Genomic DNA, 26,573 nt, shown 5'->3' on the forward strand with positions numbered 1-26,573 from the left:
AAGTGAGGACAACAAATAATCCTCCTTTTCGACGACTTTTACATTACTATATGACTAACTTCTATTAAAATTGAGTGCATAACTTTTAAAATTTATATCCAGTTTGTTTTATAAATTATATTAACTCATCATTTTTTGAACTATTTCATTGTTTCTAATAAATCTTCTAATTCACTTTCACTATACTGATATTTATTACCACAGAAGTGACATACAGCTTCAGCTCCATGATCCTCTTTAATCATGCTATGAATTTCTGCCTCTCCTAAACCTTTAATAGCATTTAAAAATTTCTCATGACTACAATTACATTCAAATTGCGCTGACGTTGAATTTAAAATTTGAACATTACCTTCACCCAAAATTTCATTTAATATTCCTTCAGGTGTAAGTCCTTGCTCAATTAATTTCGATACAGGTTGCATTTGACTAATGGCTTCTTCTAATTTAGTCACCGTTTCATCAGTAGCACCTGGCATAACTTGAATAATAAATCCTCCCGCTGCTTTGATTGAGTTGTCTGGATTAACTAATACACCCAATCCTACTGATGATGGTGTTTGTTCACTTGTGGCATAGTAGTATGTGAAATCATCTCCTAGCTCACCTGATACTATTGGACTCGCACCAGAAAAGTAGTCTTTCATTCCAACATCTTTAACAACCTGAATGGAACCATCAGTACCAACTGCTCGCCGTACATCCAATTTACCTTGATCGTTGAGTGGAAAATGCGTTTGTGGATGGTCTACATATGCACGAACATTTCCTTGAGCATCTGCGTCAGCAATAATTCTGCCAATTGGACCTTTGCCATCAACAGTAACTGTTAACTTTTGGTTTCCTTTTAACATTGCACCCATCATAACAGTAGCTGTCATAGTTCTTCCCATAGCGGCAGAAGCAGTAGGCCATGTATAATGACGTGTTTGTGCTTCTTGTACTGACTCTGTTGTGATTGCAGCATATGCTCTTATTTCCCCACCGTATGCTAAACCTCTCACTATATAATCATGTGTCATTGTTAAATCTCCTTTTTAAAAATAATCTATAATTTAAAACTTTTTATTTTTTAATACTGATTGGTTATTATACATCTCTTATTGGCTAATATGAAATCTATTGCTCATACATGTTTATTGAGTATTATAACCATGAGAGATGATAACAATATTTTTACCAAAAGTTTAAAAATGTATTGGTATAAACTATACATAAAAAAGTCCCTTTTCACTCAATTCATACGTGAGCAAAAAGAGACTTACTAAAACTTGTACTATTGTCTATGATTTGGATCGTTAGGATTGTATGGTTTATCGATGTTCGGAGATTGTTGATGACCTGGTTCATTCGTATGTGAAGTATTATCAGCTTCTCTGTCTGTGTTGTCTTGGTTTACTTCATCTTTTTCATGGTTGTCATCATCTTCTTTATCGTCATCTTCTAACTGTTCTTTACGAATGTCGTTGTATGATTTTCCATACTTTCCATCACTATAATCACTATTTTCATTTTTCACAACTTTTGCAGAGTCATAATCTACTTCTGGTAAAACACCATCATAGAATAATGATTGAATTTGTTCTGCAACTAATGTTTCTTCTGAAAGTAGTGTTTTAGCAATTAACTTAAGTTGTTCTTCATGTTCTAACAAGATTTGTTTACAACGTTCATATTGCTCTTTAACAATTCGTTGAACTTCTTTGTCAATTTCATAAGCAATTTGACCAGAATAATTCGGCTCACCTTGCATATCTTTACCAAGGAATACTTGTCCACCACTATTGCTTGAGAATTGTAATGGTCCTAATTTCTTACTCATACCATATTCTGTAACCATAGATCTTGCAATTTGCGTTGCTCGTTCAAAGTCATTCGAAGCACCTGTTGATACTTCACCAAAGTTAATATCCTCAGATACTCGTCCACCTAATAAACCACATATTTTGTCGAGTAATTCTGGTTCTGTCATTAAGAAGCGATCTTGTTTTGGTAACATCATTGCATAACCGCCTGCTTGTCCACGAGGGACAATTGTTACCTTGTGTACAATTTCAGCTTCATCAAGCACCATACCGATGATAGTATGACCTGCTTCGTGATGCGCTACAATATTACGTTCTTTTTCAGAAATTACACGAGATTTTTTAGCTGGACCTGCAATAACACGGTCAGTTGCTTCTTCAATATCGCGCATATCAATTTTATTTTTACCCTCACGTGCTGCAATTAAAGATGCCTCATTTAGCAAGTTTTCTAAGTCTGCACCAGAAAAACCTGGCGTTCTTTGAGAAATAGCTTTTAAATCTACTGTTTCATCAAGAGGTTTATTTTTCGCATGCACATGAAGAATTGCTTCACGACCTTTAACATCTGGTCGTCCAACTTGAATTTGTCTATCAAAACGACCAGGACGTAACAATGCAGGGTCTAAGATATCTGGGCGGTTTGTAGCCGCAATCATAATAATACCTTCATTTTCTCCAAAACCATCCATCTCAACTAATAGTTGGTTTAATGTTTGTTCACGCTCATCATGACCGCCACCTACACCTGCACCACGTTGACGTCCAACAGCATCAATTTCATCAATAAAAATGATACATGGGGCATTTTTCTTAGCATTTTCAAATAAATCACGAACACGACTCGCACCAACACCAACAAACATCTCAACGAAGTCAGATCCACTAATTGAGAAGAATGGTGCACCAGCTTCACCTGCAACCGCACGTGCTAATAATGTTTTACCTGTACCTGGAGGCCCAACAAGTAAGACACCTTTTGGAATTCTTGAACCCATTTGTTTAAATTTCTTGTTATCTTTTAAGAAATCTACAATTTCTATTAATTCTTGTTTCTCTTCGTCAGCTCCTGCTACATCTGAGAAACGAACTCGACGTTTATTACTGTCGTACATCTTAGCTTTGGATTTTCCAAAGTTCATCATACGACCACCACCGCCGCCACCTTGGGCTTGGCTAAGGAAGAAAATAAATAATAATGCAATGATTAATACAGGAATCAGTGTCGTTAAAATACTAACGAATACACTTTGTTTTTCTTCTTCTTTAACTGTAAATTTAAGATTATCTTGTTTCTTAGCTGTATCTGTGATTTTTTGTAAATCTTTTTCATTGTTATATAAAATTGTCGATGAGTAATCTTCATCTTTTTTTGTTTTACCACTTACCATATATACGTTTTGCTCTGGTTGAATTTCTAAAGTTTTTAAATCGCCTTTATTCAACTTATTAACAAACTGAGTATATGTAAGTTGTTTTGGCATATTCCCATTTCCATTTAAAAATGAAAAGAGGCCAAATATAATAACGCCAATAATTGCGATAACTAGCACATTGCGAAAAGCTTTCTGCATGCGTCATTTCCTCCTACTTCCAATAATAAAACTAACAAAAATTGTAACACAACACTTTATATTCAGGCTAGTATTTCAACTTTAGTATTGCATCTACAATTTTGTCGATTTTAAAATGCATTATTCTTTGTTTACTATCTGTTAACATTAATTATCTTAATAGTTTTAATCAATTCATAACATTTTTGAATTGTTACTTTGAGTCTACACTAAATCTACGCACAGTTCATTATACTAACATACTTATTAATTAATACAGATCCAATTTTAAAATCTATTTAGAATAAACTTCTGCTTTTAGTGTGCCTATGTATGGCAGATTTCTATATAACTCACGATAATCTAAACCATAACCAACTACAAATTCATCTGGAATCTTTTTACCAACATATTTTGCTTCGATATCAGCTTTGCGACGGTTAGGTTTATCTAATAATGTAGCTATTTCTAAAGAGTTAACTTTACGTGATTGCAATAACTCTGTAATAGATTTTAAAGTTGTACCAGTTTCTAATATATCTTCAATTATAAGTACGTCTTTATTTTCTATAGAAGCACCTAAATCTTTCAATATTTGAACTTCCCCAGTCGATTCCGTTCCACCATGATAACTTGAAACATCCATAAAATCGATTGATAAATGTGTATCAATACGTTTAATTAAGTCTGCCATAAACATGACTGATCCCTTCAAAATACCAACACAAACGAGTGGGCGATCTTTATAATCCTCAGTAATGATAGCTCCCATCTCTTTACAAATATTTTGAATGTCTTCTTCCGATAACAAAACATTCTTTAAATCCTTATGCATTATAATTCATCTCCATTATTCGAAATCAAAATAAATTCTTTAAAATTTTCTTTAACATATAAATCGCCAATAGCTAACACTGCATTTTCTTGATTAATAATGAGTGGGATGCGCTGACGTTCAGCAAGAGTCACTTTTTTATCGATAAATAAACGACTCACTTTTTTATGACCTTTTTGACCATTTAATTTATACACATCTCCATTTTGTCGGACACGCACAGTAAGCGGATATAACTGTTGTGGTAAGTCAGGATGAATATCAATTTGATAATCATTAAATTCATATGTACCTGGCTTTCTAATACATATACGGTCTAATATATATTGATCCATTTCACTTTTAGCCATTATTATTAATTTATCATATGCAATTTGAATTATCCATTCATCTGTTACGTGAATATTAAATTGAGATTTATCATTTCTAATCTGTTCAAACCACTCGTCATAAGCATGTTGTGGCATTGCTAAATGACAATCTAATTTTTCGAATAACAAATCCATAACTACGCTTTTGATATTCACATTCAATTCATTAAAAGCAGTTCTAGAAAAGGAATAGGTTAAATATTTACTTTTTGAAACTTCGTTATTGATGAACGTTTCAGCTTGTTCTTTTAACGATTGCAATTCAATATCATGCCAATCCTTAAGTTTGAGTAGCTGATGCGCGTTTAAATGCGGGTTCTCGTTAATTGCAGGTATGATGCGTTGTCTAATGTCATTTCTAACATATTTTCTATCTTGATTAGACATGTCCTCATAGTATGGAATTTGGTTCGCATACTGATACGCTAATATTTCAGTTTTTTTTAAATTTAACATAGGACGATACACTTTGTATTGATTAAAATACGACTCATATGTCATACCTAATGAATTACGTGTTGATCTCCCTGTAAACAAACGATATATAATCGTTTCAAATTGATCATCAAGATGATGAGCTGTTAACAATACATCTGCTCTTAATTGAGCTATGATATCTCCAAACCATTCATAACGACGTTGACGCGCTTCTTGTTGAATACTATTACCGTCTGCTACAATATCACTTAAGTCTAAACGCTTTATATAAATGTCAATATGATGTTGATGGCAATACTCTCTCAAAAACGCTTCTTCTTCATATGACTGTTCACGCAATCCGTGGTTAACATGAACACATGTTAATTTACGATATGTATGTTGATAGTCGTTTAATAAGCTATATAATAAACTCATACTATCAATGCCTGTTGAGACAGCCACAACAATATGTGCTTTTTTAGACCAACCATCTGTTTTGATATTCATTTATTCACCTCGTTACTTTAAATGATGCCACTAAATTGAATTCTACGTGATACAATTAAATCCGTCTTCCATAACGTAATATGACTTACTCAACATCAACAAAAATAGGAGTAGGAGAGAATTCAAAGTAATATAATTGAATTCTACCTCCCACCCCATGTGGATGTTGCATATGTTTAATCAAGGACTAAACATCTTCGTAGTGTCTTCCCACTATTTGTCAAAGTACTAAAAACATCATCACTCTGACATTAACGGTCGTTTAATCTATATCATATTAACGTCTAGAACCTTTACCGCCTCTGCGTGATTCGGTTTGACGTTTAATTGACGTTAATTTATCTTCACTATCTTTTAAGAAGTTACTTAATTTTTTCTCAAAGTCTTCAGTTTTTTGAACTGGTTTACCGTGATTAGCTTTACTGTGACGAGGCTTACGAGGGCGGTCTTTAGCTTTTTTTATTGATAAACTAATTTTACCATCATCCGCGATTGATAAAACTTTAACTTCTACTTCGTCACCTACTGATAAGTGGTCTTCAACATTTTCAACATAATTGTCGGCAACTTCACTGATATGAACTAAACCACTTTTTCCTTCAGGTAATTCTACGAATGCACCAAACTTTTTGATACCTGTAATTTTACCTTTAAGCTTGTTTCCTACTTCGATTGACATTTTCTAAATAAATCCTCCTGGTTAGATTCGATTTTATCCTTATTATATTCCTGTTCACGTAATTTCACAATGATATAATCATATTATTTTATTCTAATTGCCTTTTTCGTTTGAAGTCTTTGACTGAGAGGATTTTTTATCATCAGGTAATCTAAAAATGACTTCACCTTTATTACTTAAATAATAATCGTCTCTCGCTATTTTCTCGATATAGTCTTTATCATTTAAATTATTAAGTTTCTCTTTTAAAGCAATTTCTTCATCTTGTTGTTTTTGAAACTCAGTTTCTTTCTCTTTCCTTTCAACTGCATCTTGATCGTTATTATGTCTTTGAATGACAAGCAATACAAGTAGAATGAGGATAATCGCTAAAAGAATACCTCCGAATAAAGCAATACGTCTACGTACAACACGCATTTTCATTTTTTGTCGTTGTTTTTTCTTATTTTCTTGTGACGTATATTGGTTACCGATATGTTCTACTTTTTTATTCATTGCTTGTCACCTCCTTAAGCATTTCACTCTTCATTAATACGTTCTTCTTTAATCAAATCATACATACCTTTTGCATTTTCTTTTGTAGCATGGTCGCTTAATCCTGTTACTTTAACTGTGACTAATTTTTGTCCAAAACGAATAATGAGTTCATCGTTTTCTTTGATATCTGTACCTGCTTTTGCCACATTTCCATTGACAGTCACTCGACCTTGGTCGCTAATTTCTTTAGCTAATGTACGTCGTTTAACTAATCGTGACACTTTTAGATATTTATCTAATCTCATGAATTTTTCTCTCCTTGTTGTAAAAATTGTTTGAGATCATCTTCGTCAAATTGCCTATTTTTTGTTTTATCATACAATTTCAAGAAGTGGTCTGCAAATACTTTCTCAAATTTAACACGAGGCACTTTACCTTCTTTTTCTTTAGCACGTGACCAAATGTCTTTTAAATCCTCTTGCGAAGTTACATGCGCATTACCAAAGATATGTGGATGTCTATGAATCATCTTGGTGTTGAGACTTTCTATAATTTCTTTGATATCAATATATCCTTCTTTTTTACCTATACTAGAATGTAATAATACTTGTAAAAGTATATCTCCTAATTCCTCTATCATATGCCAATCATCTTCATTATCAATGGCTTCAAATAATTCAAACGTTTCTTCTAAAAGATACCGTTTTAATGAGTCGTGAGTTTGTACTTTATCCCACGGACACCCTTTTTCATTATCAACGAGTAAATCAATAGTTTGAACTGCGTAATCAAAATCTTGATAAAGTAATGTATCCTCATTGATTTTTGGAATAAATAAACTTGTAAGATTATTAAAATAATCGTCGTAGCGATCAATTTCATAAAGTGGGCATTCAATTACGTGAGCTCCATCACTATGAGAACCAGTAATTATTTTCACATTAAAATCATCAGGATATCTTTCCATTAAAGTAAGTTTTAAATCGGCAGCTATCATTACGCTATAAACTTGAGTAATTACTGTATTTGTACGAACATTTAAGGCCGATTCTTTTAATGACGTACCATCAAGCAGTGTAAAACCATCATTGGGGTCTACATCAACCGCTTCAAAAATGTCATCAATAAAACTTTTTCCTCCAAGTACCTTCACAGAGATATCCTTATTAAAATGACTATACTCTAATAATTTTACAGTCGTAGTTTCAGCAACTCTAGGATGACCAGGAACTGCATAAACAATATCTTCAGATTGTGCCAATTCTATTAGTGATGTGACAATCGCTTCATAAACATCTTCAAAACGGTCATGTGCTTCATAAATACTATCGAAACTCTCGAATTCAATTTCTTTCTTTAGCGTATTGATGACAGGATGATTTAAGGTTCTAGCATATACTTTAGACTCTTTTTCTAAAAAACGATAGATACCTAAAGGTAACTCATCAATGCCATAATTACCTAAACCAACTATTGTAATTGTATGGGTCATGACCGTCTTCCTCTCTTCATTTGATATAATTTGTCTCCAAAAGGTAAGTGCTTTATTTCTTTGTATCCTAATACATTAAATATAATAATATACAACATTATAATCACTATGCCTATAATTGAGCTAACTATAAGTTCTAGTAATCCTAACATCCTACTTTTTGAAGGTAAGGCAAGCATGACAGTTTGAACAACTATACTCATAATTATCATACCTAAAATAAGTTTAACGATAAATAAAGATATACGATTAAAACGGTAGTACTTTAAGACTGCAACTTGCAATATTATGACAAAAAGTAGTAGTGATAAGACTGTACTCACACTTGCACCCACGATACCCCAAAAAGGTATTAATATAACATTTAAAATAATTTTGGACAGTATTCCTATTATCACACCCATAATAATGGGACGAATACTGGTTTGAACTTGTAATAATGAGATATTCATCATTATTAACGAAACACATATCACTGTAAACATATAAACACTCAAAGTTAGAGTTAAATGATTACTTTTAAAGAATACAACATTCATAAGTGGAAGCAGATTAATTAATCCTATACTAGCTGCTGTACTTATTACTACCGTGATTTTAATTGATGCATTTGCATAACGATTCATATGAATTTGATTATGTTCACGAATTGCTTGAGTAAGTAATGGGATAAGAACGAAACTAAAAGTCGTAGTTACAATCAAACCCATTTGTATAAATGAAGCACCACGATCATAAATGCCTTTTTGAATAATTGCTTCTTTAAAAGCAATACCGCTATGTTGTAATAAACGTATTATTGTAAAACTATCCACAACTTGCCATAAAATAACGATAAGTTGACTCAATGCAAATATGGATATGGAAATAAACAACTGCTTCCATTGAATGGAAGTATTATTAAAGCGATAGCATAACTTAAGTTTAAGTGGTTTTTTAAGTAATAAATATAACATTGAACCTAAAAAACCAATCGAAGATGCCAATATAGCTAATGCTCCTGCTTGATAAATAGACCAGTGTTTCATTGAAAACATAATAATTGCAACAATGATTAAACTAACTCTAATTACCTGTTCTATAACCTGGGAAATTGCTGGTATGGTCATTACTTGTTTTGATTGATAAAATCCTCTTAACACTCCTAAGACACCTATTAAAATAAAACTAAAACTGGCCATCTTTAACATGGGTGCTAAATTAGAATCGCCCATCCATCGGGTAATCATATTCGCAAACATAAAAAGCAAAATAAAGACGATAAAACCTATGCATTGTAATCGAAACATAACCCTTGTATAGACTTCATCGGATCGATTAACACCTATCACTTGAGTCACAGCACTTGGAATAGCATTCATAGATAAAATAACCCCTAGTGCTACGACAGGATATATTTGTTGATAAGCATATAAACCGTCATCACCTAAAACATTTTGATACGGAATGCGATAAATGGCACTTAGTATCTTCACAATAATTAATGCTAAGGTAAGTATAACGACGCCGTTAAACGCCGTCTCACTCTTAGTCTTCATCTTTAATCGCCATACTTTCTTCAATACATCTAACTAAGAATTTCAAACTATCTAACCATTGTTTTGATTTTGTTAGCGTTACATTCATTGCATTATTTTGCACGCCAACTTTCATTGCTCTACCAAGAGGTTGCGTCTGTTTAAACAATTCTTCTCCATTAATATCTTCAGTCGCTTTAGGTGATAAAATGATTTGTATAGATTTGCCTTTGTCTTTTATCAATTCGACACCCGCATGTAGAGCGTGGACTTTGATTTCAACAATATCTAATAATCGTTCGACTTCAATTGGATAATCATTAAAACGATCTATTAATTCATCTTTGACATCGAAAAGTTGTTCTTCAGTTTCTACTTTTCGAAGTTTTTTATAAATCTCAATTTTAGCCTGTTCACTTTGTATATATTCAGCTGGTAAATAAGCATCTAAGTGCAATTCTACTTCAATATCTGGTGCATCCGGCGATTCTTCTTTAATGCCACGTTTTTCGTTTACTGCTTCTTCTAACATTTGAGAGTATAAATCGAAACCAACCGAATCAATAAAGCCATGTTGTTGCTTACCGAGTAAATTGCCTGCACCACGAATATTTAAATCTCGCATAGCGATTTTAAAACCTGAACCTAGTTCGGTAAACTCCTTAATAGCTTGCAATCGCTCTTCAGCAGTCTCATTTAACACTTTGTTAGCTGGATGTAAGAAATAAGCGTAACCAATTCTACTTGAACGTCCTACACGTCCTCTTAATTGGTATAGCTGGCTTAAACCAAAACGATCAGCCTCTTCTATGATTAAAGTATTAGCATTTGGTACATCTACACCTGTTTCAATAATTGTAGTCGTTACTAAAATATCGTACTCGTGATTAATAAAGCTTAACATTGTTTCCTCTAAATCACGTTCAGTCATTTGGCCATGTGCTACAGCAATGTTAGCGTCAGGCATTAACCTTTGAAGTTGTTCTCTTTTTTCATAAATGGACTGCACTTTGTTATACAAATAAAATACTTGTCCATCGCGAGATAATTCACGCTCTAATGCCTCTTTAATAAAGTTCGTATTCTGTTCTAAGACATAAGTTTGTACAGGAAAACGATTTTCAGGTGGTGTTTCAATCACTGATAAGTCACGTACACCTAACATACTCATATGCAATGTTCTTGGTATTGGTGTTGCAGTAAGCGTCAGTACATCAACGTTTTTTTTCAAAGTTTTAATGCGTTCTTTATGTCGCACTCCAAAACGTTGTTCTTCATCAACAATAAGCAATCCCAAATCTTTATATTGAATATCTTTACCTAATAATTTATGTGTACCTACGACAATGTCAACATATCCTGATTTGAGCCCTTCTTTAGTTTCCCTTATTTCTTTAGCTGTGCGGAATCGACTTACCAATTGAATTTCGACCGGAAAATCTTGCATACGTTCAAGTAGTGTTTCGTAGTGTTGTTGTGCAAGAATCGTTGTTGGTACTAAAAACGCAACTTGCTTACCATCCATGACAGCTTTAAACGCTGCACGGACAGCCACTTCAGTTTTACCATATCCCACATCACCACAAAGAAGACGGTCCATAGGTCTTGCTCTTTCCATGTCACCTTTAATTTCATCGATTGACTTACTTTGATCGGGTGTTAATTCATATGGAAAATCATGCTCAAATGCTGATTGCTCTGCAGTATCTTGGCCGTATTGATAACCTACAGACATTTCACGTTCTTTATACAAATCAATTAATTCATCAGCTATATCTTCAACACTTTGTTGAACTTTCGCCTTTGTTTTTTTCCATTCTGTCCCGCCTAATTTATTTAATCTAGGCGACTTATCTTCAGAAGCCACATACTTTTGAACTTGATCCATTTGATCAACTGGAACGAATAATTGATCAGTTCCTTTATATTGCAATTTAATATAGTCGCGATGTGTATCTCCAACTTCTAGTGTTTCAACACCTAAGTATCGTCCGACACCATGATGCACATGCACTATATAATCGCCCACATTTAGGTCTTGATATGATTTTATTTTTTCAGCATTAGAAATCGTTTTTGTACGTTTACGTTGTTTCTTTTGTCTTGTTTTAAATAATTCTCTTTCTGTGATGACTACCAACTGCATATAAGGTAATTCAAAGCCTTCAGAAAGACTACCTTCCGTCACTACAACTTGACCACCATCAATATCTTCGTGAATATTTGATACTGTTGGAATATGCATTTCATTAAGCATTGATTGAATACGTTCAACTTTTGTTTCAGTTTCAACAAGAACTACGACAGTGTAATCTTGATGCACGTATCTTTGAAATTCCGAGCGCATAATGTCATATTGACCATAAAATTGTTGAACTGGTTTACAAGAGAACTTAATAATATGTTGTAATGGTACTTGCATCGAAGATGTAAATAATGTGAAATATGCAACGGCATGTTGCTCTAATAATGCGTCAAAACTTTCATACTTCATAAATCCTTGTCCGATAAATCCATTTCCACTCTCAATTAAGTTACTCATAAAATCTTCAACTTCTGTTGTAAGTGTTTCTTCTGTTTCCTTAATACGATTAAACTCATCAACTACAATAATCGCGTTTTTTTGAAAATAGTCAATAAGGGTTGATGGTTTTTCATACATAAATGAAACAAGACGTCGTAACAATTGATGATCGAAAAAGGTAGATTCAAACAACTTAAAACTTTCATATGTCTCTTTTAAATCATTACGTACGGACTTTTCAATTTTAGGGCGTGTATATTCATATGCTTTTTTAAGTTCATTTTGTAAGTGTTGTATCACTTCATCAGTAATAATGTAGTCACTAGCTGTTGTGATTTCAACTTGATTTATATTATCGTTAGAACGTTGTGTTTCTACATCAAAGTCTCTGATGGAATCAACTTCAGTATCAAATAGCTCTATTCTCACAGGTGTTCCTATCAACGGATATATATCTATGATTCCACCACGCAATGAAAACTCACCAATATGTGACACTACACTTTCTCGGCGATAACCCATATTAACTAATTTATTTAAGAATGCATCAACATCAATATCCTGACCTACTTTAAGCGTCATTTGATGATCTTTCCATAAATCAACCGGTGTTAGCCATTTTTTAAAGCCGTTTAAAGGCACAATAAATAACCCTTTTTCGCCTTGGGCTAACGCAGTCAACGTTCTAACACGCTCACTCATCAATTGTGGACTTTGAGTAGAAAACTCTTCAGTCATTATATCTTGAACAGGATATTTATAAACTTCTGAGTCATCTACATATTGTAAAATGTCAGTTTCGATTTTATCTGCTTGGTATAAATTATTAGTTACGAGTAGCATTTGTTTATGATCTTTTAAATATTTTTCAGCAATAATTGTTGCCTTCGCTGACGGGGATAATCCCGTAACTAAAATATTCTCTTGGCCGAAGACTTCATCTAATTCTTGAAAACGATTATCTTCGCTAATGTAATTTGCAATCATTGATTTCACTTGACTTCACCATTAAATTCATTCATAACATGATCAAAACGAGAACTTTCAATAAAAGATTCTACAGCTCTTGCAGAATGTTCAATTACCTTTTCCATAATGATCATTTCTTCTTTTGAAAATTTTTGTAAAACATAGTCCGGAACAGACATCCCATTTGTTGGACGGCCAACACCAATTCGAATACGTTTAAATTGATCTGTACCAAGCATTTTAATTATCGATTTCATACCATTATGACCGCCTGCACTCCCCTTTTGGCGCAGACGCACTTGTCCTTGTTCTAAATCTAAATCGTCATATAAAACGATCAAATCTTCAACATCGACATTATAATAATCCATTAAAGGGGCTACAGCTTGACCAGATAAGTTCATCATGGTCATTGGCTCAATAAATAATACTTTTTCGCCGTTTAAACGTTCAATAGTATATGCACCTTTAAATTTTTGTTTGTCTAAAGTAAATTGGTGGCGTTCTAGAATATCATCGACAACTTCGAAACCAATATTATGTCTTGTTAATTCAAAACGTTTACCAATGTTGCCAAGACCGACAATGCATTTCATTATTGTTACCTCCACTATTAATATTATGTATCTTCACATATTTTCAAATGCTATTGCTGTGTTTATTTTAAAATAAAGGACGTAAAAATGATTGACCACTGATATATGTCAACCTCCTCTAAAACCGTCCTAAATAATTAATCATTCCCTATAATAACACAAAAAGCACTATGCTTATTAACATAAGCACAGTGCTCGCCTTTAAATCTGTAATCTCAACTAATGAGAATACCTACTTAAGAGACACGAAGATTAGTCTTCTTTATTTTCTTCTTCATCGTCTTCTTTGTCTTCACCAACAACTTCTGGTTCTTCAGTTGCTGATTCGCCTTCCATAGCTTCAACTTCTTCTTCAGAAGGTTCATCTGTTGGAGGAACTACTGTTACGATAGAATCTTCTGGATTATTTTCGATTGTGAAATCACCAGAGATTTTAATATCAGAAACTGCTAAGCTGTCATTAACTTGTAATTCACTGATATCTACTTCGATAGTTTCAGGAATATTTTCAGGTGTAGCTGTAACTTCTAAGTTGAATAATGGTTGTTCAACTACGCCGCCTTCTTTAGCACCTACAGCTTCACCAACTAATTGAACTTGTACTTCAACAGTACGTTCTTCACTCATGTTGATTGCTAAAAAGTCAATATGAGTGATTTGGTTTTTTAATGGATCAAATTGATAATCTGAAACCATTACTTTAATTGTTTTAGAACCTACGCCTAAATCAATAACACCATTACGTCCTACTTCACGGATTACTTTGATAAATTCAACTTCATCAACTTTAACTGAAGTATTTTTTGTACCGTAACCATATACAACTGCAGGTACTTTACCTGAGTTTCTTAATTGTTTTAGGTCAGAACGTGTTTGTTTACCTTGACGAATGATTGACTTTAATGAAGCCATTCGTATTTCCACCTTTCGAATTTCGAGGTTTAGACATTGGATACGTCTAACCTGCTCCTCACTTACCCATCAACGTTACTGTTGCTTGTAAGTGTTTATTTGTTCGCAATTCTACGAACGATAGTATTATACATGTTGATGTAGGATACGTCAAATTCAATTGTAAATTTTAGTCAAATAATACACTTACTGATTCTCTTTCGTATACACGAATAATTGCTTTCGCAATTAAACCAGCTACAGAAAGTTCTTTTGTATTATTAGGTTTTCTATTCTCTTCTAATTGAATTGAGTTTGTTACTATAAGTTGCTTGATTGCAGAGTTTTCAATTCGTTCTTTCGCTGGCCCAGAAAGCACTGGATGTGTACAGCAAGCATAGACTTCTTTAGCACCTTTATCTTTTAAAGCTTGAGCAGCTAAAGTAATTGTTCCTGCAGTATCAATAATGTCATCTATAATAATTGCAGTACGTCCTTCAATATCACCCACAATGTTCATAACTTCTGCCACATTCGGTTTCGGACGTCTTTTGTCGATAATTGCAATTGGAGTTTTTAAAATGTCGGCTAATTTACGAGCTCGTGTTACCCCACCATGGTCAGGGGACACAACTACACATTCTTCTGGATTAATATCAGGATCATTCTCAAAGTGTTGTGCAAGGATAGGAACACCCATTAAATGATCAATAGGAATATCGAAGAATCCTTGGATCTGAGGTGCATGTAAGTCTAATGCGATCATACGATTGGCACCTGCTGTTTCGATTAAATTAGCTACTAATTTAGCAGTAATAGGTTCACGACTACGGGCTTTTCTATCTTGTCGAGCGTAACCATAGTATGGTACTACGATGTTAATATTTGCTGCTGACGCGCGTTTACACGCATCAATCATAATAAGTAACTCCATTAAATGAAGATTGACTGGGTATGAAGTTGGTTGAACAATAAAAACATCACAACCACGAATGCTTTCTTCAATATTTATTTGAATTTCTCCATCACTAAAACGTTTTACAGAACATTTACCTAATTCAATCCCTACATGATCTGCTACTTCTTGTGCCAAAGGTTCATTTCCTTTAAGCGAAAAGATCTTCATTGATGAATTCTTATATTCATTATTTAACATTTATAGTCCTCCAATTATTTACTTAGACATTTATATTATATAGAAAATAGCGCTTTTTTACTATGATAGATGTACAATCAAAATTATTACAATTTTATAAATTCATTTAAAACTGCATATACGATAGCAATTCAGGGCAAGAACTATTTTTTTAGGTAGCCCTCTTTATTTACTTGTCTTGCACGCGCTAATGCTAAACTATCTTCAGGGATATTATCTGTAATTGTGGATCCAGCTGCAATAAGAGTATGATTACCTACTGTTACAGGTGCTATAAGGTTCGTATTACATCCTATAAAAGCATCTTTACCTACTATTGTTTTAAATTTGTTAGCGCCGTCATAGTTTACAGTGATAGAACCACATCCGATATTTGTACGCTCACCTATTTCAGCATCTCCAATGTAGCTCAAGTGTGATACTTTAGCACCATCTTTAATATCTGCTTTCTTCACTTCAACAAAGTTTCCTACTTTAACTTCAGAACCTAAATTAGATCCTGGGCGTAGTTGAGCGAAAGGTCCAACTGTTGTGTTCTCTCCAACAATAGAGTCATTGATAACCGATTGTTTTATGTTAGCATTCGAATGAATTGTGCTATTATTAATTTCAGAGTATTGGCCTATCCACACATCTTCTTCAATCGTTGTATGACCTCCGATGCGCACGCCCGGTTCAATAGTTGTATCTATTCCAATTTTCACATCTGTTCCAATAAATGTTGAACTAGGATCAATGATTGTCACACCATTTTCCATATGATAGCGATTGATACGTTGTTGCAAAGCCTTTTCAGCTTCACTTAACATCAAACGATCATTAACACCAATGATTTCATCAAAATCTTCGGTACAATAAACTTCAGCTTTACCTCCGTCTTTTAAAATTAAAGACAAAACATCAGGTAAATAATATTCTCCTTGAGCATTATCATTTTTAACTTGTTCTAACTTCTCAAATAGTACTCGATTATTAAAGGCAAAAATACCTGAACTAATTTCTTTAATCGCACGTTCTGAGTCATTTGCGTCTTTCTCTTCAACAATACGCTCTAATATTCCATTATGATTTCTAATAATTCGTCCATAACCATAAGGATTGATAGTAGAAGCAGATAATACAGTAACATGTGATTGTGTACTTTCATGATGTTCAATAAGTGATTGTAAAGTTTGGTATGTAATAAGTGGTGTATCTCCACATACTACTAGAGTAGTTCCTTCTTTATCTGCTAAATGTTCATGTGCCATTTTCACAGCATGAGCTGTTCCAAGTTGTTTATCCTGAAAACTATATAATGATTGATTACCCAATGTATCTTTCACACTCTCAGCGCCATGACCAATAATAGTTACAATTTGATCAACGCCAGCTTGTTTTACGTTGTTAAGCACATGTTCAACCATTGGTTTGCCAGCAACCTCATGGAGCACTTTATATTTCTTTGATTTCATTCTTGTGCCCTTACCTGCTGCCAGAATAATCGCATGTCTTTGCATGAATGCTAACCCTCCATTAAAATTTACACTTCATAGTTATTATAGTTGAATAACAAAGAGAGTTTCAACTTATAAAAGGTTTTGTTAATCATTCATTAAAGGTTTGATAATTTTAGAAATTCAAATAAGTTGTTATGCTTTAATAAGGAAAACGAGGTCATCAAACCCAACAGTTACATTACATATTCAACCTCTTTATTAATCATTGGTATTTTATTTCAGTGTCTAAATCATCATATTATCAATCATAATTATGACGATAAAGTTATAATCATACAGACATATTAATTACGTCTATCATAAGTAAATTTTTATAGATGAATTGTTGTCAGAGAAACATATCAGTATTTTACTTCTATAATTCTTATTTATCGTTAAATGTTTATTTCGTTTTCGTTTATGGAAATACAAAGTACATTAAAAATAACGGAGGGACTACAACTTCAATAAGAAGTCGCAGTCCCTCCCGAACAATATGGTATAAATTTCAAGTAATCCATTACACAATCATTACTAATTTTGCCATTGACTAACAATACATTAAAATGCCTGAGACAATATATCATCAATGTCCCAGGCTTATTTTATAAATGAATACATTTCTTTAATTAAGCTTCGTCTGATTCTTCGTTATCTGAAGTAGCATTTTTGTCTGGAATAACTTCATCAGTTTCATCATATACTTTCATCACTGCATCTTGGATTTCTTGTCTCATATCAGAATTGATAGGATGCGCGATGTCACGGAATTCACCATCTGGTGTACGTTTACTTGGCATTGCGACGAAAAGACCTGAGTTTCCTTCAATTACACGTAAATCATGAATTACAAAAGCTTCATCTAGCGTAATGGAAACGAGTGCTTTCATTCTGCCGTCTGTTTGTATTTTTCTAAGTCTTACATCTGTCACTTTCATGTAGTGAGCCCCCCTAGTATATCTTTATGTTATTAGAAGCTTGACAACTTTTAAGAAAATTATAATTCCTTCACTTTACCTATCAATTCAATTTCTACCTTTACGTCTTTAGGCAACCGTGACACTTCAACACAACTACGAGCTGGTTGGTGTTCGACGAAATAGTTTCCATAGATTTGATTAATTTGTTGAAAATCATTCATATCAGAAATATAGATTGTCGCTTTAACAACAGAATTCAAATCAGAACCTGCTTCTTTTAATACCACAGTTAAATTTTCTAAAACTTGCTTAGTTTGTTCTTGAACATCATCGCTAACAATTGTTCCATCAAGTGTGAGTGGAATTTGACCTGATGTAAAGACAAAACCGTTTATAACAGTTGCATGCGAATATGGGCCTAGTGCTTCGGGTACCTTATCTGAGTTGATTATTTTCATGATGAATTTGACACTCCTTTTTTAAGAAAATTTAGACAAACTGTTGCCTGGTTCCACTTTAAATTCTTGGTTGTACTCGTCGACATCTGACAATCTGACTAAGGAAGTATAATCTTCAATTAATCTTTGTTTTACTTCTTTTGATTCTACAAGTACTGATACCCCTTTTACATGGGCTTTAAACTCATTCATTAAATTCATTACTCCATTAATTGAGCCACCAGCCCTCATAAAATCGTCTACTACGAGGACATTAGAATTCTCAGCTAAAGTTCGTTTCGATAACACCATTGTTTCTATTTTTCTAGATGATCCTGAAACATAATTGATTGAAACCGTAGAACCTTCTGTAACTTTATTGTCCTTTCTTATAACCACTACAGGTAAATTTAATACGTTTGCGACTGCATTCGCAAGTGATATCCCTTTAGTCGCTATGGTAACAACAGCATCAAGTTCTTCGTTCATATATATACTAGCAATTAACTTACCTACTTTATTTAATAGAGAAGGATTACCAACTAAATCGGATAAAAATAAATATCCTCCAGGTAGCAAACGGTCTTTCTCTTGTAATTGCTCTATCACCTCATCAACAACCTCTGTGGCCTCTGATTTACTCATCATAGGCTTATAGGTTACTCCACCGCTAGCACCTGCTGTAGTAATAATAGTTCCTAATTTTTCATTTTGAAACGTATTTTTAATGATTTGAACGTCTTCACTAATTGACGATTTTGCTTGTTTAAATTTCTTTACAAAATACGTGAGGGGTATCAACTTATTTGGGTGGTTCATGAGGTATTGTGTCATAAATACAATACGTTCGCTTCTTTTATATCTCATCTTTTCAAACCCTTCTATCCTAATAATCTTACTAAGTAAACTTCATTACAACAACCATTCACTGCATTATAAATATTTTTAGCTTGTCTTTCTTTTTGAGCTAGCCCGTAAACAGTAGGACCGCTTCCACTCATCAAAGCACCATCAGCACCACATTGTAGCATGTTATCTTTAATCTTTTTAATGTCAGGATGCATAGCCATAGAAACAGGCTCTAACCGGTTAGAAAGACTATTGCATAATAAATGATAATCATTGTTCTCTAAAGCTTGCTTACACTTTTCATTATGAACTATATGTTCTTCAGTTAAATCTAGTGCTTTAAATACATCAGGTGATGAAATTCCGATGTTAGGCTTAGCTAAAACAACCCATGCAGAAGGTGGTCTTTTTAGGAAAGTTACTTGCTCGCCACGCCCCGTACACACAGCAGTTTGGTTATAAATACAAAAAGGTATGTCTGTGCCTATTTGTATGCCTAATGCAGCTAAAGCGTCTAAAGATTGACCTAAACCAAACAATCGATTCAATCCTCTCATTGTAGCGGCAGCATCCGCAGAACCACCTGCAAGTCCAGCTGAAACTGGTATATCTTTATCGATTGAAATTGTCACACCTTCATTAATATTAAATCTCTCAAACATTAAATCAGCTGCTTTATACGCAAGGTTTTTATTATCGTTAGGAACATAATTATGCTCAATATCGACAACAATTTTATTATCAGTTCGCTTTTCAAAAGATAATCGATCATTTAAATCAACTGTTGTCATCACCATTTCAATTTCATGATAACCATCATCTCTTTTAAAAAGGGTGTCGAGCGTAAAATTTATCTTAGCTGGCGCAGTTTCATATATCATTTTTCCGCCCTCGCTTTGAATTGTTATTAAAATGATTTTAACATAAAGCCTTTAAATATTTGATAGATTATGTGCAATTTCTCGTAAAATCTTAATGAAGAGTAATTTTTTAACACTCAACATACGCATTTTCAATATTTAAAAATATATTTAACAACTAAAGCGAATCACTTTTGGATATTACAAAAATTGGACTTATTCAAATGGTTATTCGTTTAATTTAAATGAATTGTGTATTAATAATAAACGTAAGTTGCATAATCTCATGAAAATGGGAATAAATAAAGACTACAATAACAAAGAGTCTGAACATATATTCAATGTCCAGACTCACCTTAAATAAAAAATATTAAATTTAGAGTTATCGACGACGCTCATAAATTATGTTTTTGTTAGTGTGCAACTGCTTCTTGATGATTATCTTCTTCAAATGAAACTTGTACATTTTCTGTAAGCACATCAGTGTATGTATAAGATACGCGTTCAAAGTTGTGTTTATCTTGATCTAATTCGACAATAAAAACAGATGGATATGTTTCTTTTAAAACCCCTGATCGTTCAATTGTCTTTTTACGTCCACCATTGGCTTTAAGTACAATACGATTTCCTAAATGACAATCAATAGAATTTTTGATGTCCAAAATTGATTTTGGCATATTGCCCCACCTCACTACACATTACATTTTACCATATTTGAGTCGTTTTCGTCAAATAAAATTTAAATTTTATCAATGTGAAGGGCCTTTGTCAACATTTTAATTTGTTAATTCGGAGAATTTTTTCTTTTGTTCATATAATGTGGCGAAATCTTGAATCGTGAGTGTTTCTCCACGTCTTTTAGGATCAATACCAGCGCTTTCTAGCCACTGTCGTATAGTTTCTTTATTCTTCTTACCATCTTTAAAGAAGTTTTGGTAGTTATTATTAATTGTTTTACGTCGTTGTGCAAAAGCGGCCTTTGCTAACTTAAAAAAGCCTTCCTCATCATCAACCTGTACAAGTGGTTCTTGGCGTTGCATCAATTTTACAACGATAGAATCAACGTTTGGAGGAGGCATAAATACAGTTTTAGGAACTGTTAAAACTTTACTTGTCTCCGTATAGTATTGAGCAACAATCGATAACGAACCGTATGCTTTGGTACCTACTTGAGCGTTCAAACGTTCTCCTACCTCTTTTTGCATCATTACGACAAAACCATCAATAGGTACATCCTGTTGCATCAAATTAAGTAAAATAGGTGTGGTAATATAATACGGTAAATTAGCAACAACCATAATCTTGTCACAATCTTGTAGATGTGTATCTACAGCTTTAGCAATATCAGCTTTAAGTATATCTTCATTGATAATTGTTACATTATCGTATGGTGAAAGTGTATCTTTAAGCACAGGTATTAATCTTTGATCAATTTCAAAAGCCATCACCTTCTTAGCATTCTTTGCAAGTTGTTCAGTCAATGATCCCATACCTGGTCCAACTTCAATTACACCCGTTGTACAATCTATATGACTCGCTTCGATAATTTTATTAATGATATTTACATCTATTAGAAAATTTTGTCCTAAACTTTTCTTAAAATTAAACCCATATTGATCAAGCAAAGCACGTGTTCGAGATGGTGTTGCTATATCTTTATATTCCATTTAATTCTCCTCTTCTTCAAATAGCGCTTTTCTGACATCGTCTTCAGTATAGCCAAAAGCATTAAGTTTCTTTAATAATTGCTTTCCATTAGAGTGACCGATGTGTAATTTTCGACCTAAGATATTTCTACGGTATCTTGCATCTTTACCGATAATTAATCCCAAATCAATGAGTACACTTTTATCAATAGTTTCTTTAGCTTCTTCAAGTGGTGAACTTACATGCATTAATGCTTCTTGAATATCTTTAATGTTTGCATGTTCTATTCCTATTTTACCTCTTTTACTTTTGGCCTTTTCTCTATCTACATATGCGTGTTTAACACCAGAAACATGTTCCCGTATAGTATTTCTAATTTTATCACCTGGGAAATCTGGATCTGTCAGTACAATCACACCTCTAGTTTGCTGCGCGTGTTGTATCACTTCTAAAGTATATGTATCAATTGCACTACCGTTTGTTTCAATAGTATCACAATCTACAGCACTTTTTACTCGTTCAGTATCATCTTTACCTTCAACAACAATAAATTCGTTTATTTTCATAAATTAACCTTCCACAATATTGATATCTTAATTATTAATTTTATAGAATCTTTTGGCAATATTAAAATAATAACTATCAAATCATAATTTCTTACACTAACCTCAGTTTAAATTAAAAAAATGAGAAAGATATCTTAAACTTATAAAAAAGTGATGTTCCTCATCTTTTTAAAGTTAGACACCTTTCCCACTAAAAATTCATTGAGTTAATTCAAATTGAATAAACGTTCAGCATTTTCGGTTGTTTGGCGACAGACCTCTTCATAAGTCATACCACGCAAATCTGCAATTTGTTGTGCTACTAAAGTAACACGTTCTGGTTCATTACGTTTACCTCTATAAGGGTGCGGGGATAGATACGGGGCATCTGTCTCGCATAACAAACGATCCATTGGTACGTGTTTAGCAACTTCTTTTGGTTGTTTTGCATTTTTGAAAGTGACGGGTCCTCCAAGCGAAACATAGAAGTTCAATTTATTAATCACGACATCAGCAATTTCAGGTGAAGCACTAAAACTATGCATTATTCCGCCCACTTCTTCTGCATGTTCTTCAATCAAAATATCTATGCAATCTTGAGTCGCTTCACGATTATGAATAATAATAGGTAATTGAACACGTTTAGCTAATGCAATTTGCTTTTTAAATACCTCTTTTTGTACATCAGAAGGTGATTTATCCCAATGATAATCTAACCCCATCTCACCAATACCAATAATTTTAGGATGTTTAGAAAGACTTTCTATCCATTCCAATCTTTCATCAGTACAATCTATTGCATCAACAGGATGCCAACCGATAATACCATAGATAAAGTCATACTTATCTATTAGCTCCATAGTACGTTCAATAGTAGGTGTATCAAAACCTACTACAAACATTCTATCTACGCCTGCTTCTCTCGCACGAGATATCACTTCATTTAAATCCTCATCATATTGTTCATCATTTAAATGTACATGCGTATCGATTAACATCATTATCTCTCCTATCCTTAGATTATACTATTTAATTACTGCACCATTTGGAATTGCGCTAGGCAAGCTTATCAAGGTAAGTACGCCATCTTTTTCAGCTGACAAAATCATACCTTCGGATTTTTGTCCCATCAATTTAGCTGGTTTTAAATTAGTAACAACTGCAACTTTTTTACCAATAATGTCTTCCGGACGATAAAACTTAGCTATACCAGATACTATTTGACGTTGTTCATTATCTAATTCAACTTTTATTTTTAATAGTTTCTCCGATTTTTTTACATTTTCCGCATCAATAATGGTTGCTGCTTTGATTTCAACTTTATCAAAATCTTTGATATCAATTTGCTCTTTACCGGGTTCATCAGACTGTTTTATTGATTTAGGTGGTTGCATTGATTCTTTGATATAAGCAATTTCTGCTTCAGTGTCTAATCTTGGGAAAATTGGTGTTGGCTTTTCAGTTACAGTAATTGCCTCTGACAACATACCATATTGTTGCAGACTATCTAATTGATGTAAATCCGGATTGTTAATATTAAGTTGCTTAAATATCTCTCTAGGTGCATGCGTCAAGAATGGTTGTAATAAGATTGTAGCGAAACGAATGTTCTCGACAAGATGTGCCATTACATTACCAAGCATCTCACGTTGATTTTCATCTTTTGCAAGAACCCAAGGTTGAGTTTCATCAATATATTTGTTTGTACGACTAATAAATTTCCATACTGTTGATAAAGCAACAGAAAATTGTAAACTTTCCATATTATCATTGAATGATTTAACAGTTTCAAGCGCCATCGCTTCCATTTTTTCATCCAATTCATGTTTTGGACCTTGGTATGCAGGTAATTCGCCGTGGAAATATTTGTTTATCATAGAGATAGTACGATTCACTAGATTACCTAAATCATTCGCAAGATCGTAATTTGTTCTTTCAACAAAGGCTTCCGGTGTAAATACGCCATCAGAACCAAACGGTAATTCACGCATTAAGTAATAACGTGTCGCATCAAGACCATAACGATCAATTAATACATTAGGATCTACGACATTACCTTTAGATTTACTCATTTTACCATCTTTCATTAAAATCCAACCGTGTGCAAAAACTTTTTTAGGAAGTGGTAAATCCAACGCCATTAACAATATTGGCCATATAATAGAGTGGAAACGTACAATTTCTTTAGCCATCAAGTGTATGTCTGCTGGCCAATATTTATTAAATAATGTTTCATCATCAGATAGATAACCTAATGAAGAAATATAATTAACAAGTGCATCAATCCACACGTATACAACATGTTTAGGATTAGATGGTACACGTACACCCCAATCGAATGATGTACGTGATACTGCTAAATCTTCTAAACCTGGTTTGATAAAGTTATTAATCATTTCATTTTTTCTAGATGGTGGTTGTATAAAGTCTGGATTTTCATCGTAAAATTCTAATAAGCGGTCTGTATATTTATTAATGTTGAAGAAATAGCTTTCTTCTTTTACAAGTTCGACTTCGTGACCAGAATCAGGACTTTTACCACCTACAATTTTGCCGTTTTCATAAACAGGGTCAACAAGTTGTGACTCTGTATAATATGTTTCATCAGGAACAGAATACCAACCTTCGTATTCACCTAAATAAATGTCACCTTGTTTTAATAATCGCTCAAACACTTTCTCAACGACTTGCTTATGACGCTCTTCTGTAGTTCGAATAAAATCATCATTAGAAATCTCAAGTTTACTCCATAAGTTTTTAATACCTGAAATCATTTCATCTAAGTATTCTAGTTCTGTTTTGCCAGCTTTTTGAGCTTTTTCTTGGATTTTTTGACCGTGCTCATCAGTGCCAGTTAAATAACGAACATCATAGCCTTGCATTCTTTTATAGCGAGCTATCACGTCGCCTGCGACTGTAGAGTATGCATGACCGATGTGTAGGTTCCCGCTCGGATAGTATATTGGGGTTGTTATATAAAATGTATCTTTAGCCATCACTGGTCCTCCTCATTAATTACATAATAAATGATATCTAAATTTATTTTTCTTTTCAATGAAGTCGCGTACCGTTATGTATCAGTTTGAAAAATTCGCATCAATTGAAAATTAATTGTCATCATCTTTACTACAATACCATAAAATCAACACGCTATGGGTTTTTTACAATAATTAAGTCATTATAAAGTAAAGTGTTTAACACATTTTTAATCAATATTATGATAAATATTATATATGTCACCCGTCTTCATATGTCGATCTGTAGCGACAAATTTAATTGCTTTTTTAGGTTTAACATGTTTGGTTTCAATATAATAATCAACATGTTCTTTAACCGTATAGCTTTCAAACCATGATTCACCACTCTTAGGTAATGCACCTTCAATCAGTATCACAAACTCACCTTTAAGAGGTAATTTGTCATGATTAATCAATTTCAACATATCATCAACTGTAAGTGTAAGAACTTGTTCAAATTTCTTCGTTAGCTCTCTACCAACAGTAATCCATCTTTGTGAATCTATTTTAGCTATTGCTTTCAAAGTATCAGTAACCCTATAAGGCGATTCATAAAGTATTAAAGTACTATTTTGAAACATTCTATCCTCAAGCACTTCAATTTTTTCTTTTTCTTTTCTTGGCAAAAAACCTAAAAATGTGTATGTGAAAGATGGTAATCCACTTGACATAAGTGCAGTCAACCCAGCATTAGGACCTGGTACTGTTTCTATATTTATATTATTTTTACGTGCTTCGACAACCAATTCATATCCTGGATCACTAATTAATGGCAACCCAGCATCTGATACTAACGCTATATTTAAGCCAGTTTGTAACTGCTTGATTAAATAGTCAGTTTGTTGTTCTTTATTATGTTCATGATACGACTTTAGAGGTGTTTGTATTTCATAATGATTACACAATTTCCGTGTTACACGTGTATCTTCACATGCAATCACATCAACTTTTTTTAATGTTTCTATAGCTCGAAATGTAATATCACCAAGATTTCCAATTGGTGTTCCTACTAAATATAAAGTTGTCAT

Annotated in this window: 24 protein-coding genes; all 24 read right to left on the bottom strand. The window is 33.3% G+C overall.

Annotation, left to right across the window (positions count from 1 at the left end):
• Nucleotides 1–140: 140 nt before the first annotated feature.
• Nucleotides 141–1,022: an Hsp33 family molecular chaperone HslO gene (gene hslO / locus FNL83_RS11155; RefSeq protein WP_001832190.1), complete on the bottom strand. Its 882-nt coding sequence runs from the start codon at nucleotides 1,020–1,022 to the stop codon at nucleotides 141–143.
• A 254-nt stretch (nucleotides 1,023–1,276) separates the two neighbouring features.
• Nucleotides 1,277–3,379, bottom strand: a complete 2,103-nt coding sequence (ftsH, locus tag FNL83_RS11160; RefSeq protein ID WP_001832199.1) for an ATP-dependent zinc metalloprotease FtsH — start codon at nucleotides 3,377–3,379, stop codon at nucleotides 1,277–1,279.
• 274 nt (nucleotides 3,380–3,653) lie between these two features.
• The gene (hpt, locus tag FNL83_RS11165) at nucleotides 3,654–4,193 is read right to left on the bottom strand and encodes a hypoxanthine phosphoribosyltransferase (RefSeq protein ID WP_001832216.1); all 540 of its coding nucleotides are present in this window, start codon (nucleotides 4,191–4,193) and stop codon (nucleotides 3,654–3,656) included.
• Nucleotides 4,193–5,491, bottom strand: coding sequence for a tRNA lysidine(34) synthetase TilS (gene tilS / locus FNL83_RS11170; RefSeq protein WP_002447894.1), 1,299 nt, complete (start codon nucleotides 5,489–5,491; stop codon nucleotides 4,193–4,195). The genes hpt and tilS overlap by 1 nt, the downstream gene beginning before the upstream one ends.
• A gap of 277 nt (nucleotides 5,492–5,768) precedes the next feature.
• Complete coding sequence (locus FNL83_RS11175) at nucleotides 5,769–6,170, bottom strand: S1 domain-containing RNA-binding protein (protein ID WP_002457104.1); 402 nt, start codon at nucleotides 6,168–6,170, stop codon at nucleotides 5,769–5,771.
• Between the two features lie 93 nt (nucleotides 6,171–6,263).
• Complete coding sequence (gene divIC, locus FNL83_RS11180) at nucleotides 6,264–6,665, bottom strand: cell division protein DivIC (protein ID WP_001832241.1); 402 nt, start codon at nucleotides 6,663–6,665, stop codon at nucleotides 6,264–6,266.
• Between the two features lie 23 nt (nucleotides 6,666–6,688).
• Entirely contained in the window at nucleotides 6,689–6,952 is a 264-nt protein-coding gene (locus FNL83_RS11185) for an RNA-binding S4 domain-containing protein (RefSeq protein ID WP_002447891.1), read from the bottom strand.
• Complete coding sequence (locus FNL83_RS11190) at nucleotides 6,949–8,139, bottom strand: MazG nucleotide pyrophosphohydrolase domain-containing protein (protein ID WP_001832236.1); 1,191 nt, start codon at nucleotides 8,137–8,139, stop codon at nucleotides 6,949–6,951. Before FNL83_RS11190 ends, FNL83_RS11185 begins: the two co-directional genes overlap by 4 nt.
• Complete coding sequence (locus FNL83_RS11195) at nucleotides 8,136–9,677, bottom strand: polysaccharide biosynthesis protein (RefSeq protein WP_002457103.1); 1,542 nt, start codon at nucleotides 9,675–9,677, stop codon at nucleotides 8,136–8,138. Before FNL83_RS11195 ends, FNL83_RS11190 begins: the two co-directional genes overlap by 4 nt.
• The gene (gene mfd / locus FNL83_RS11200) at nucleotides 9,667–13,167 is read right to left on the bottom strand and encodes a transcription-repair coupling factor (protein ID WP_002484485.1); all 3,501 of its coding nucleotides are present in this window, start codon (nucleotides 13,165–13,167) and stop codon (nucleotides 9,667–9,669) included. The genes FNL83_RS11195 and mfd overlap by 11 nt, the downstream gene beginning before the upstream one ends.
• A 5-nt stretch (nucleotides 13,168–13,172) precedes the next feature.
• Nucleotides 13,173–13,745, bottom strand: coding sequence for an aminoacyl-tRNA hydrolase (pth, locus tag FNL83_RS11205; RefSeq protein WP_001832229.1), 573 nt, complete (start codon nucleotides 13,743–13,745; stop codon nucleotides 13,173–13,175).
• Nucleotides 13,746–13,997: 252 nt separating this feature from the next.
• Nucleotides 13,998–14,657 (bottom strand): 50S ribosomal protein L25/general stress protein Ctc, encoded by a 660-nt coding sequence (locus FNL83_RS11210; RefSeq protein ID WP_001832185.1) that lies wholly within the window; start codon nucleotides 14,655–14,657, stop codon nucleotides 13,998–14,000.
• A 169-nt stretch (nucleotides 14,658–14,826) separates the two neighbouring features.
• Nucleotides 14,827–15,792 carry a ribose-phosphate diphosphokinase gene (locus FNL83_RS11215; RefSeq protein ID WP_001832233.1) on the bottom strand — a complete coding sequence of 322 codons (966 nt, stop codon included), beginning with the start codon at nucleotides 15,790–15,792 and terminating at the stop codon, nucleotides 14,827–14,829.
• 143 nt (nucleotides 15,793–15,935) lie between these two features.
• Nucleotides 15,936–17,291: a bifunctional UDP-N-acetylglucosamine diphosphorylase/glucosamine-1-phosphate N-acetyltransferase GlmU gene (glmU, locus tag FNL83_RS11220; RefSeq protein WP_001832214.1), complete on the bottom strand. Its 1,356-nt coding sequence runs from the start codon at nucleotides 17,289–17,291 to the stop codon at nucleotides 15,936–15,938.
• 608 nt (nucleotides 17,292–17,899) lie between these two features.
• Entirely contained in the window at nucleotides 17,900–18,208 is a 309-nt protein-coding gene (spoVG, locus tag FNL83_RS11225; RefSeq protein ID WP_001832195.1) for a septation regulator SpoVG, read from the bottom strand.
• 59 nt (nucleotides 18,209–18,267) lie between these two features.
• Nucleotides 18,268–18,648, bottom strand: coding sequence for a RidA family protein (locus FNL83_RS11230; protein ID WP_001832217.1), 381 nt, complete (start codon nucleotides 18,646–18,648; stop codon nucleotides 18,268–18,270).
• 21 nt (nucleotides 18,649–18,669) lie between these two features.
• Nucleotides 18,670–19,494 (bottom strand): pur operon repressor, encoded by an 825-nt coding sequence (gene purR / locus FNL83_RS11235; protein ID WP_001832187.1) that lies wholly within the window; start codon nucleotides 19,492–19,494, stop codon nucleotides 18,670–18,672.
• Nucleotides 19,495–19,508: 14 nt separating this feature from the next.
• The gene (gene ispE, locus FNL83_RS11240) at nucleotides 19,509–20,357 is read right to left on the bottom strand and encodes a 4-(cytidine 5'-diphospho)-2-C-methyl-D-erythritol kinase (protein WP_001832203.1); all 849 of its coding nucleotides are present in this window, start codon (nucleotides 20,355–20,357) and stop codon (nucleotides 19,509–19,511) included.
• Between the two features lie 392 nt (nucleotides 20,358–20,749).
• Entirely contained in the window at nucleotides 20,750–21,013 is a 264-nt protein-coding gene (gene veg, locus FNL83_RS11245; RefSeq protein WP_001832193.1) for a biofilm formation stimulator Veg, read from the bottom strand.
• A 99-nt stretch (nucleotides 21,014–21,112) separates the two neighbouring features.
• Complete coding sequence (gene rsmA, locus FNL83_RS11250) at nucleotides 21,113–22,003, bottom strand: 16S rRNA (adenine(1518)-N(6)/adenine(1519)-N(6))-dimethyltransferase RsmA (RefSeq protein WP_001832224.1); 891 nt, start codon at nucleotides 22,001–22,003, stop codon at nucleotides 21,113–21,115.
• The gene (rnmV, locus tag FNL83_RS11255) at nucleotides 22,004–22,549 is read right to left on the bottom strand and encodes a ribonuclease M5 (RefSeq protein WP_001832196.1); all 546 of its coding nucleotides are present in this window, start codon (nucleotides 22,547–22,549) and stop codon (nucleotides 22,004–22,006) included.
• 206 nt (nucleotides 22,550–22,755) lie between these two features.
• Nucleotides 22,756–23,526: a TatD family hydrolase gene (locus tag FNL83_RS11260; RefSeq protein WP_002458670.1), complete on the bottom strand. Its 771-nt coding sequence runs from the start codon at nucleotides 23,524–23,526 to the stop codon at nucleotides 22,756–22,758.
• A gap of 27 nt (nucleotides 23,527–23,553) precedes the next feature.
• Complete coding sequence (gene metG / locus FNL83_RS11265) at nucleotides 23,554–25,524, bottom strand: methionine--tRNA ligase (protein WP_002457101.1); 1,971 nt, start codon at nucleotides 25,522–25,524, stop codon at nucleotides 23,554–23,556.
• A 209-nt stretch (nucleotides 25,525–25,733) separates the two neighbouring features.
• Nucleotides 25,734–26,573 (bottom strand): 16S rRNA (cytidine(1402)-2'-O)-methyltransferase, encoded by an 840-nt coding sequence (rsmI, locus tag FNL83_RS11270; RefSeq protein ID WP_001832235.1) that lies wholly within the window; start codon nucleotides 26,571–26,573, stop codon nucleotides 25,734–25,736.

This window comes from Staphylococcus epidermidis, assembly GCF_006742205.1.
Classification (GTDB): Bacteria; Bacillota; Bacilli; order Staphylococcales; family Staphylococcaceae; genus Staphylococcus; species Staphylococcus epidermidis.

Bases quoted from the DNA above. Each gene is read 5' to 3' on its own strand.
- hslO (WP_001832190.1), bottom strand. From the start codon at position 1,022: ATGACACATGATTATATAGTGAGAGGTTTAGCATACGGTGGGGAAATA.
- ftsH (WP_001832199.1), bottom strand. From the start codon at position 3,379: ATGCAGAAAGCTTTTCGCAATGTGCTAGTTATCGCAATTATTGGCGTT.
- hpt (WP_001832216.1), bottom strand. From the start codon at position 4,193: ATGCATAAGGATTTAAAGAATGTTTTGTTATCGGAAGAAGACATTCAA.
- tilS (WP_002447894.1), bottom strand. From the start codon at position 5,491: ATGAATATCAAAACAGATGGTTGGTCTAAAAAAGCACATATTGTTGTG.
- FNL83_RS11175 (WP_002457104.1), bottom strand. From the start codon at position 6,170: ATGTCAATCGAAGTAGGAAACAAGCTTAAAGGTAAAATTACAGGTATC.
- divIC (WP_001832241.1), bottom strand. From the start codon at position 6,665: ATGAATAAAAAAGTAGAACATATCGGTAACCAATATACGTCACAAGAA.
- FNL83_RS11185 (WP_002447891.1), bottom strand. From the start codon at position 6,952: ATGAGATTAGATAAATATCTAAAAGTGTCACGATTAGTTAAACGACGT.
- FNL83_RS11190 (WP_001832236.1), bottom strand. From the start codon at position 8,139: ATGACCCATACAATTACAATAGTTGGTTTAGGTAATTATGGCATTGAT.
- FNL83_RS11195 (WP_002457103.1), bottom strand. From the start codon at position 9,677: ATGAAGACTAAGAGTGAGACGGCGTTTAACGGCGTCGTTATACTTACC.
- mfd (WP_002484485.1), bottom strand. From the start codon at position 13,167: ATGATTGCAAATTACATTAGCGAAGATAATCGTTTTCAAGAATTAGAT.
- pth (WP_001832229.1), bottom strand. From the start codon at position 13,745: ATGAAATGCATTGTCGGTCTTGGCAACATTGGTAAACGTTTTGAATTA.
- FNL83_RS11210 (WP_001832185.1), bottom strand. From the start codon at position 14,657: ATGGCTTCATTAAAGTCAATCATTCGTCAAGGTAAACAAACACGTTCT.
- FNL83_RS11215 (WP_001832233.1), bottom strand. From the start codon at position 15,792: ATGTTAAATAATGAATATAAGAATTCATCAATGAAGATCTTTTCGCTT.
- glmU (WP_001832214.1), bottom strand. From the start codon at position 17,291: ATGCAAAGACATGCGATTATTCTGGCAGCAGGTAAGGGCACAAGAATG.
- spoVG (WP_001832195.1), bottom strand. From the start codon at position 18,208: ATGAAAGTGACAGATGTAAGACTTAGAAAAATACAAACAGACGGCAGA.
- FNL83_RS11230 (WP_001832217.1), bottom strand. From the start codon at position 18,648: ATGAAAATAATCAACTCAGATAAGGTACCCGAAGCACTAGGCCCATAT.
- purR (WP_001832187.1), bottom strand. From the start codon at position 19,494: ATGAGATATAAAAGAAGCGAACGTATTGTATTTATGACACAATACCTC.
- ispE (WP_001832203.1), bottom strand. From the start codon at position 20,357: ATGATATATGAAACTGCGCCAGCTAAGATAAATTTTACGCTCGACACC.
- veg (WP_001832193.1), bottom strand. From the start codon at position 21,013: ATGCCAAAATCAATTTTGGACATCAAAAATTCTATTGATTGTCATTTA.
- rsmA (WP_001832224.1), bottom strand. From the start codon at position 22,003: ATGGAATATAAAGATATAGCAACACCATCTCGAACACGTGCTTTGCTT.
- rnmV (WP_001832196.1), bottom strand. From the start codon at position 22,549: ATGAAAATAAACGAATTTATTGTTGTTGAAGGTAAAGATGATACTGAA.
- FNL83_RS11260 (WP_002458670.1), bottom strand. From the start codon at position 23,526: ATGTTAATCGATACGCATGTACATTTAAATGATGAACAATATGATGAG.
- metG (WP_002457101.1), bottom strand. From the start codon at position 25,524: ATGGCTAAAGATACATTTTATATAACAACCCCAATATACTATCCGAGC.
- rsmI (WP_001832235.1), bottom strand. From the start codon at position 26,573: ATGACAACTTTATATTTAGTAGGAACACCAATTGGAAATCTTGGTGAT.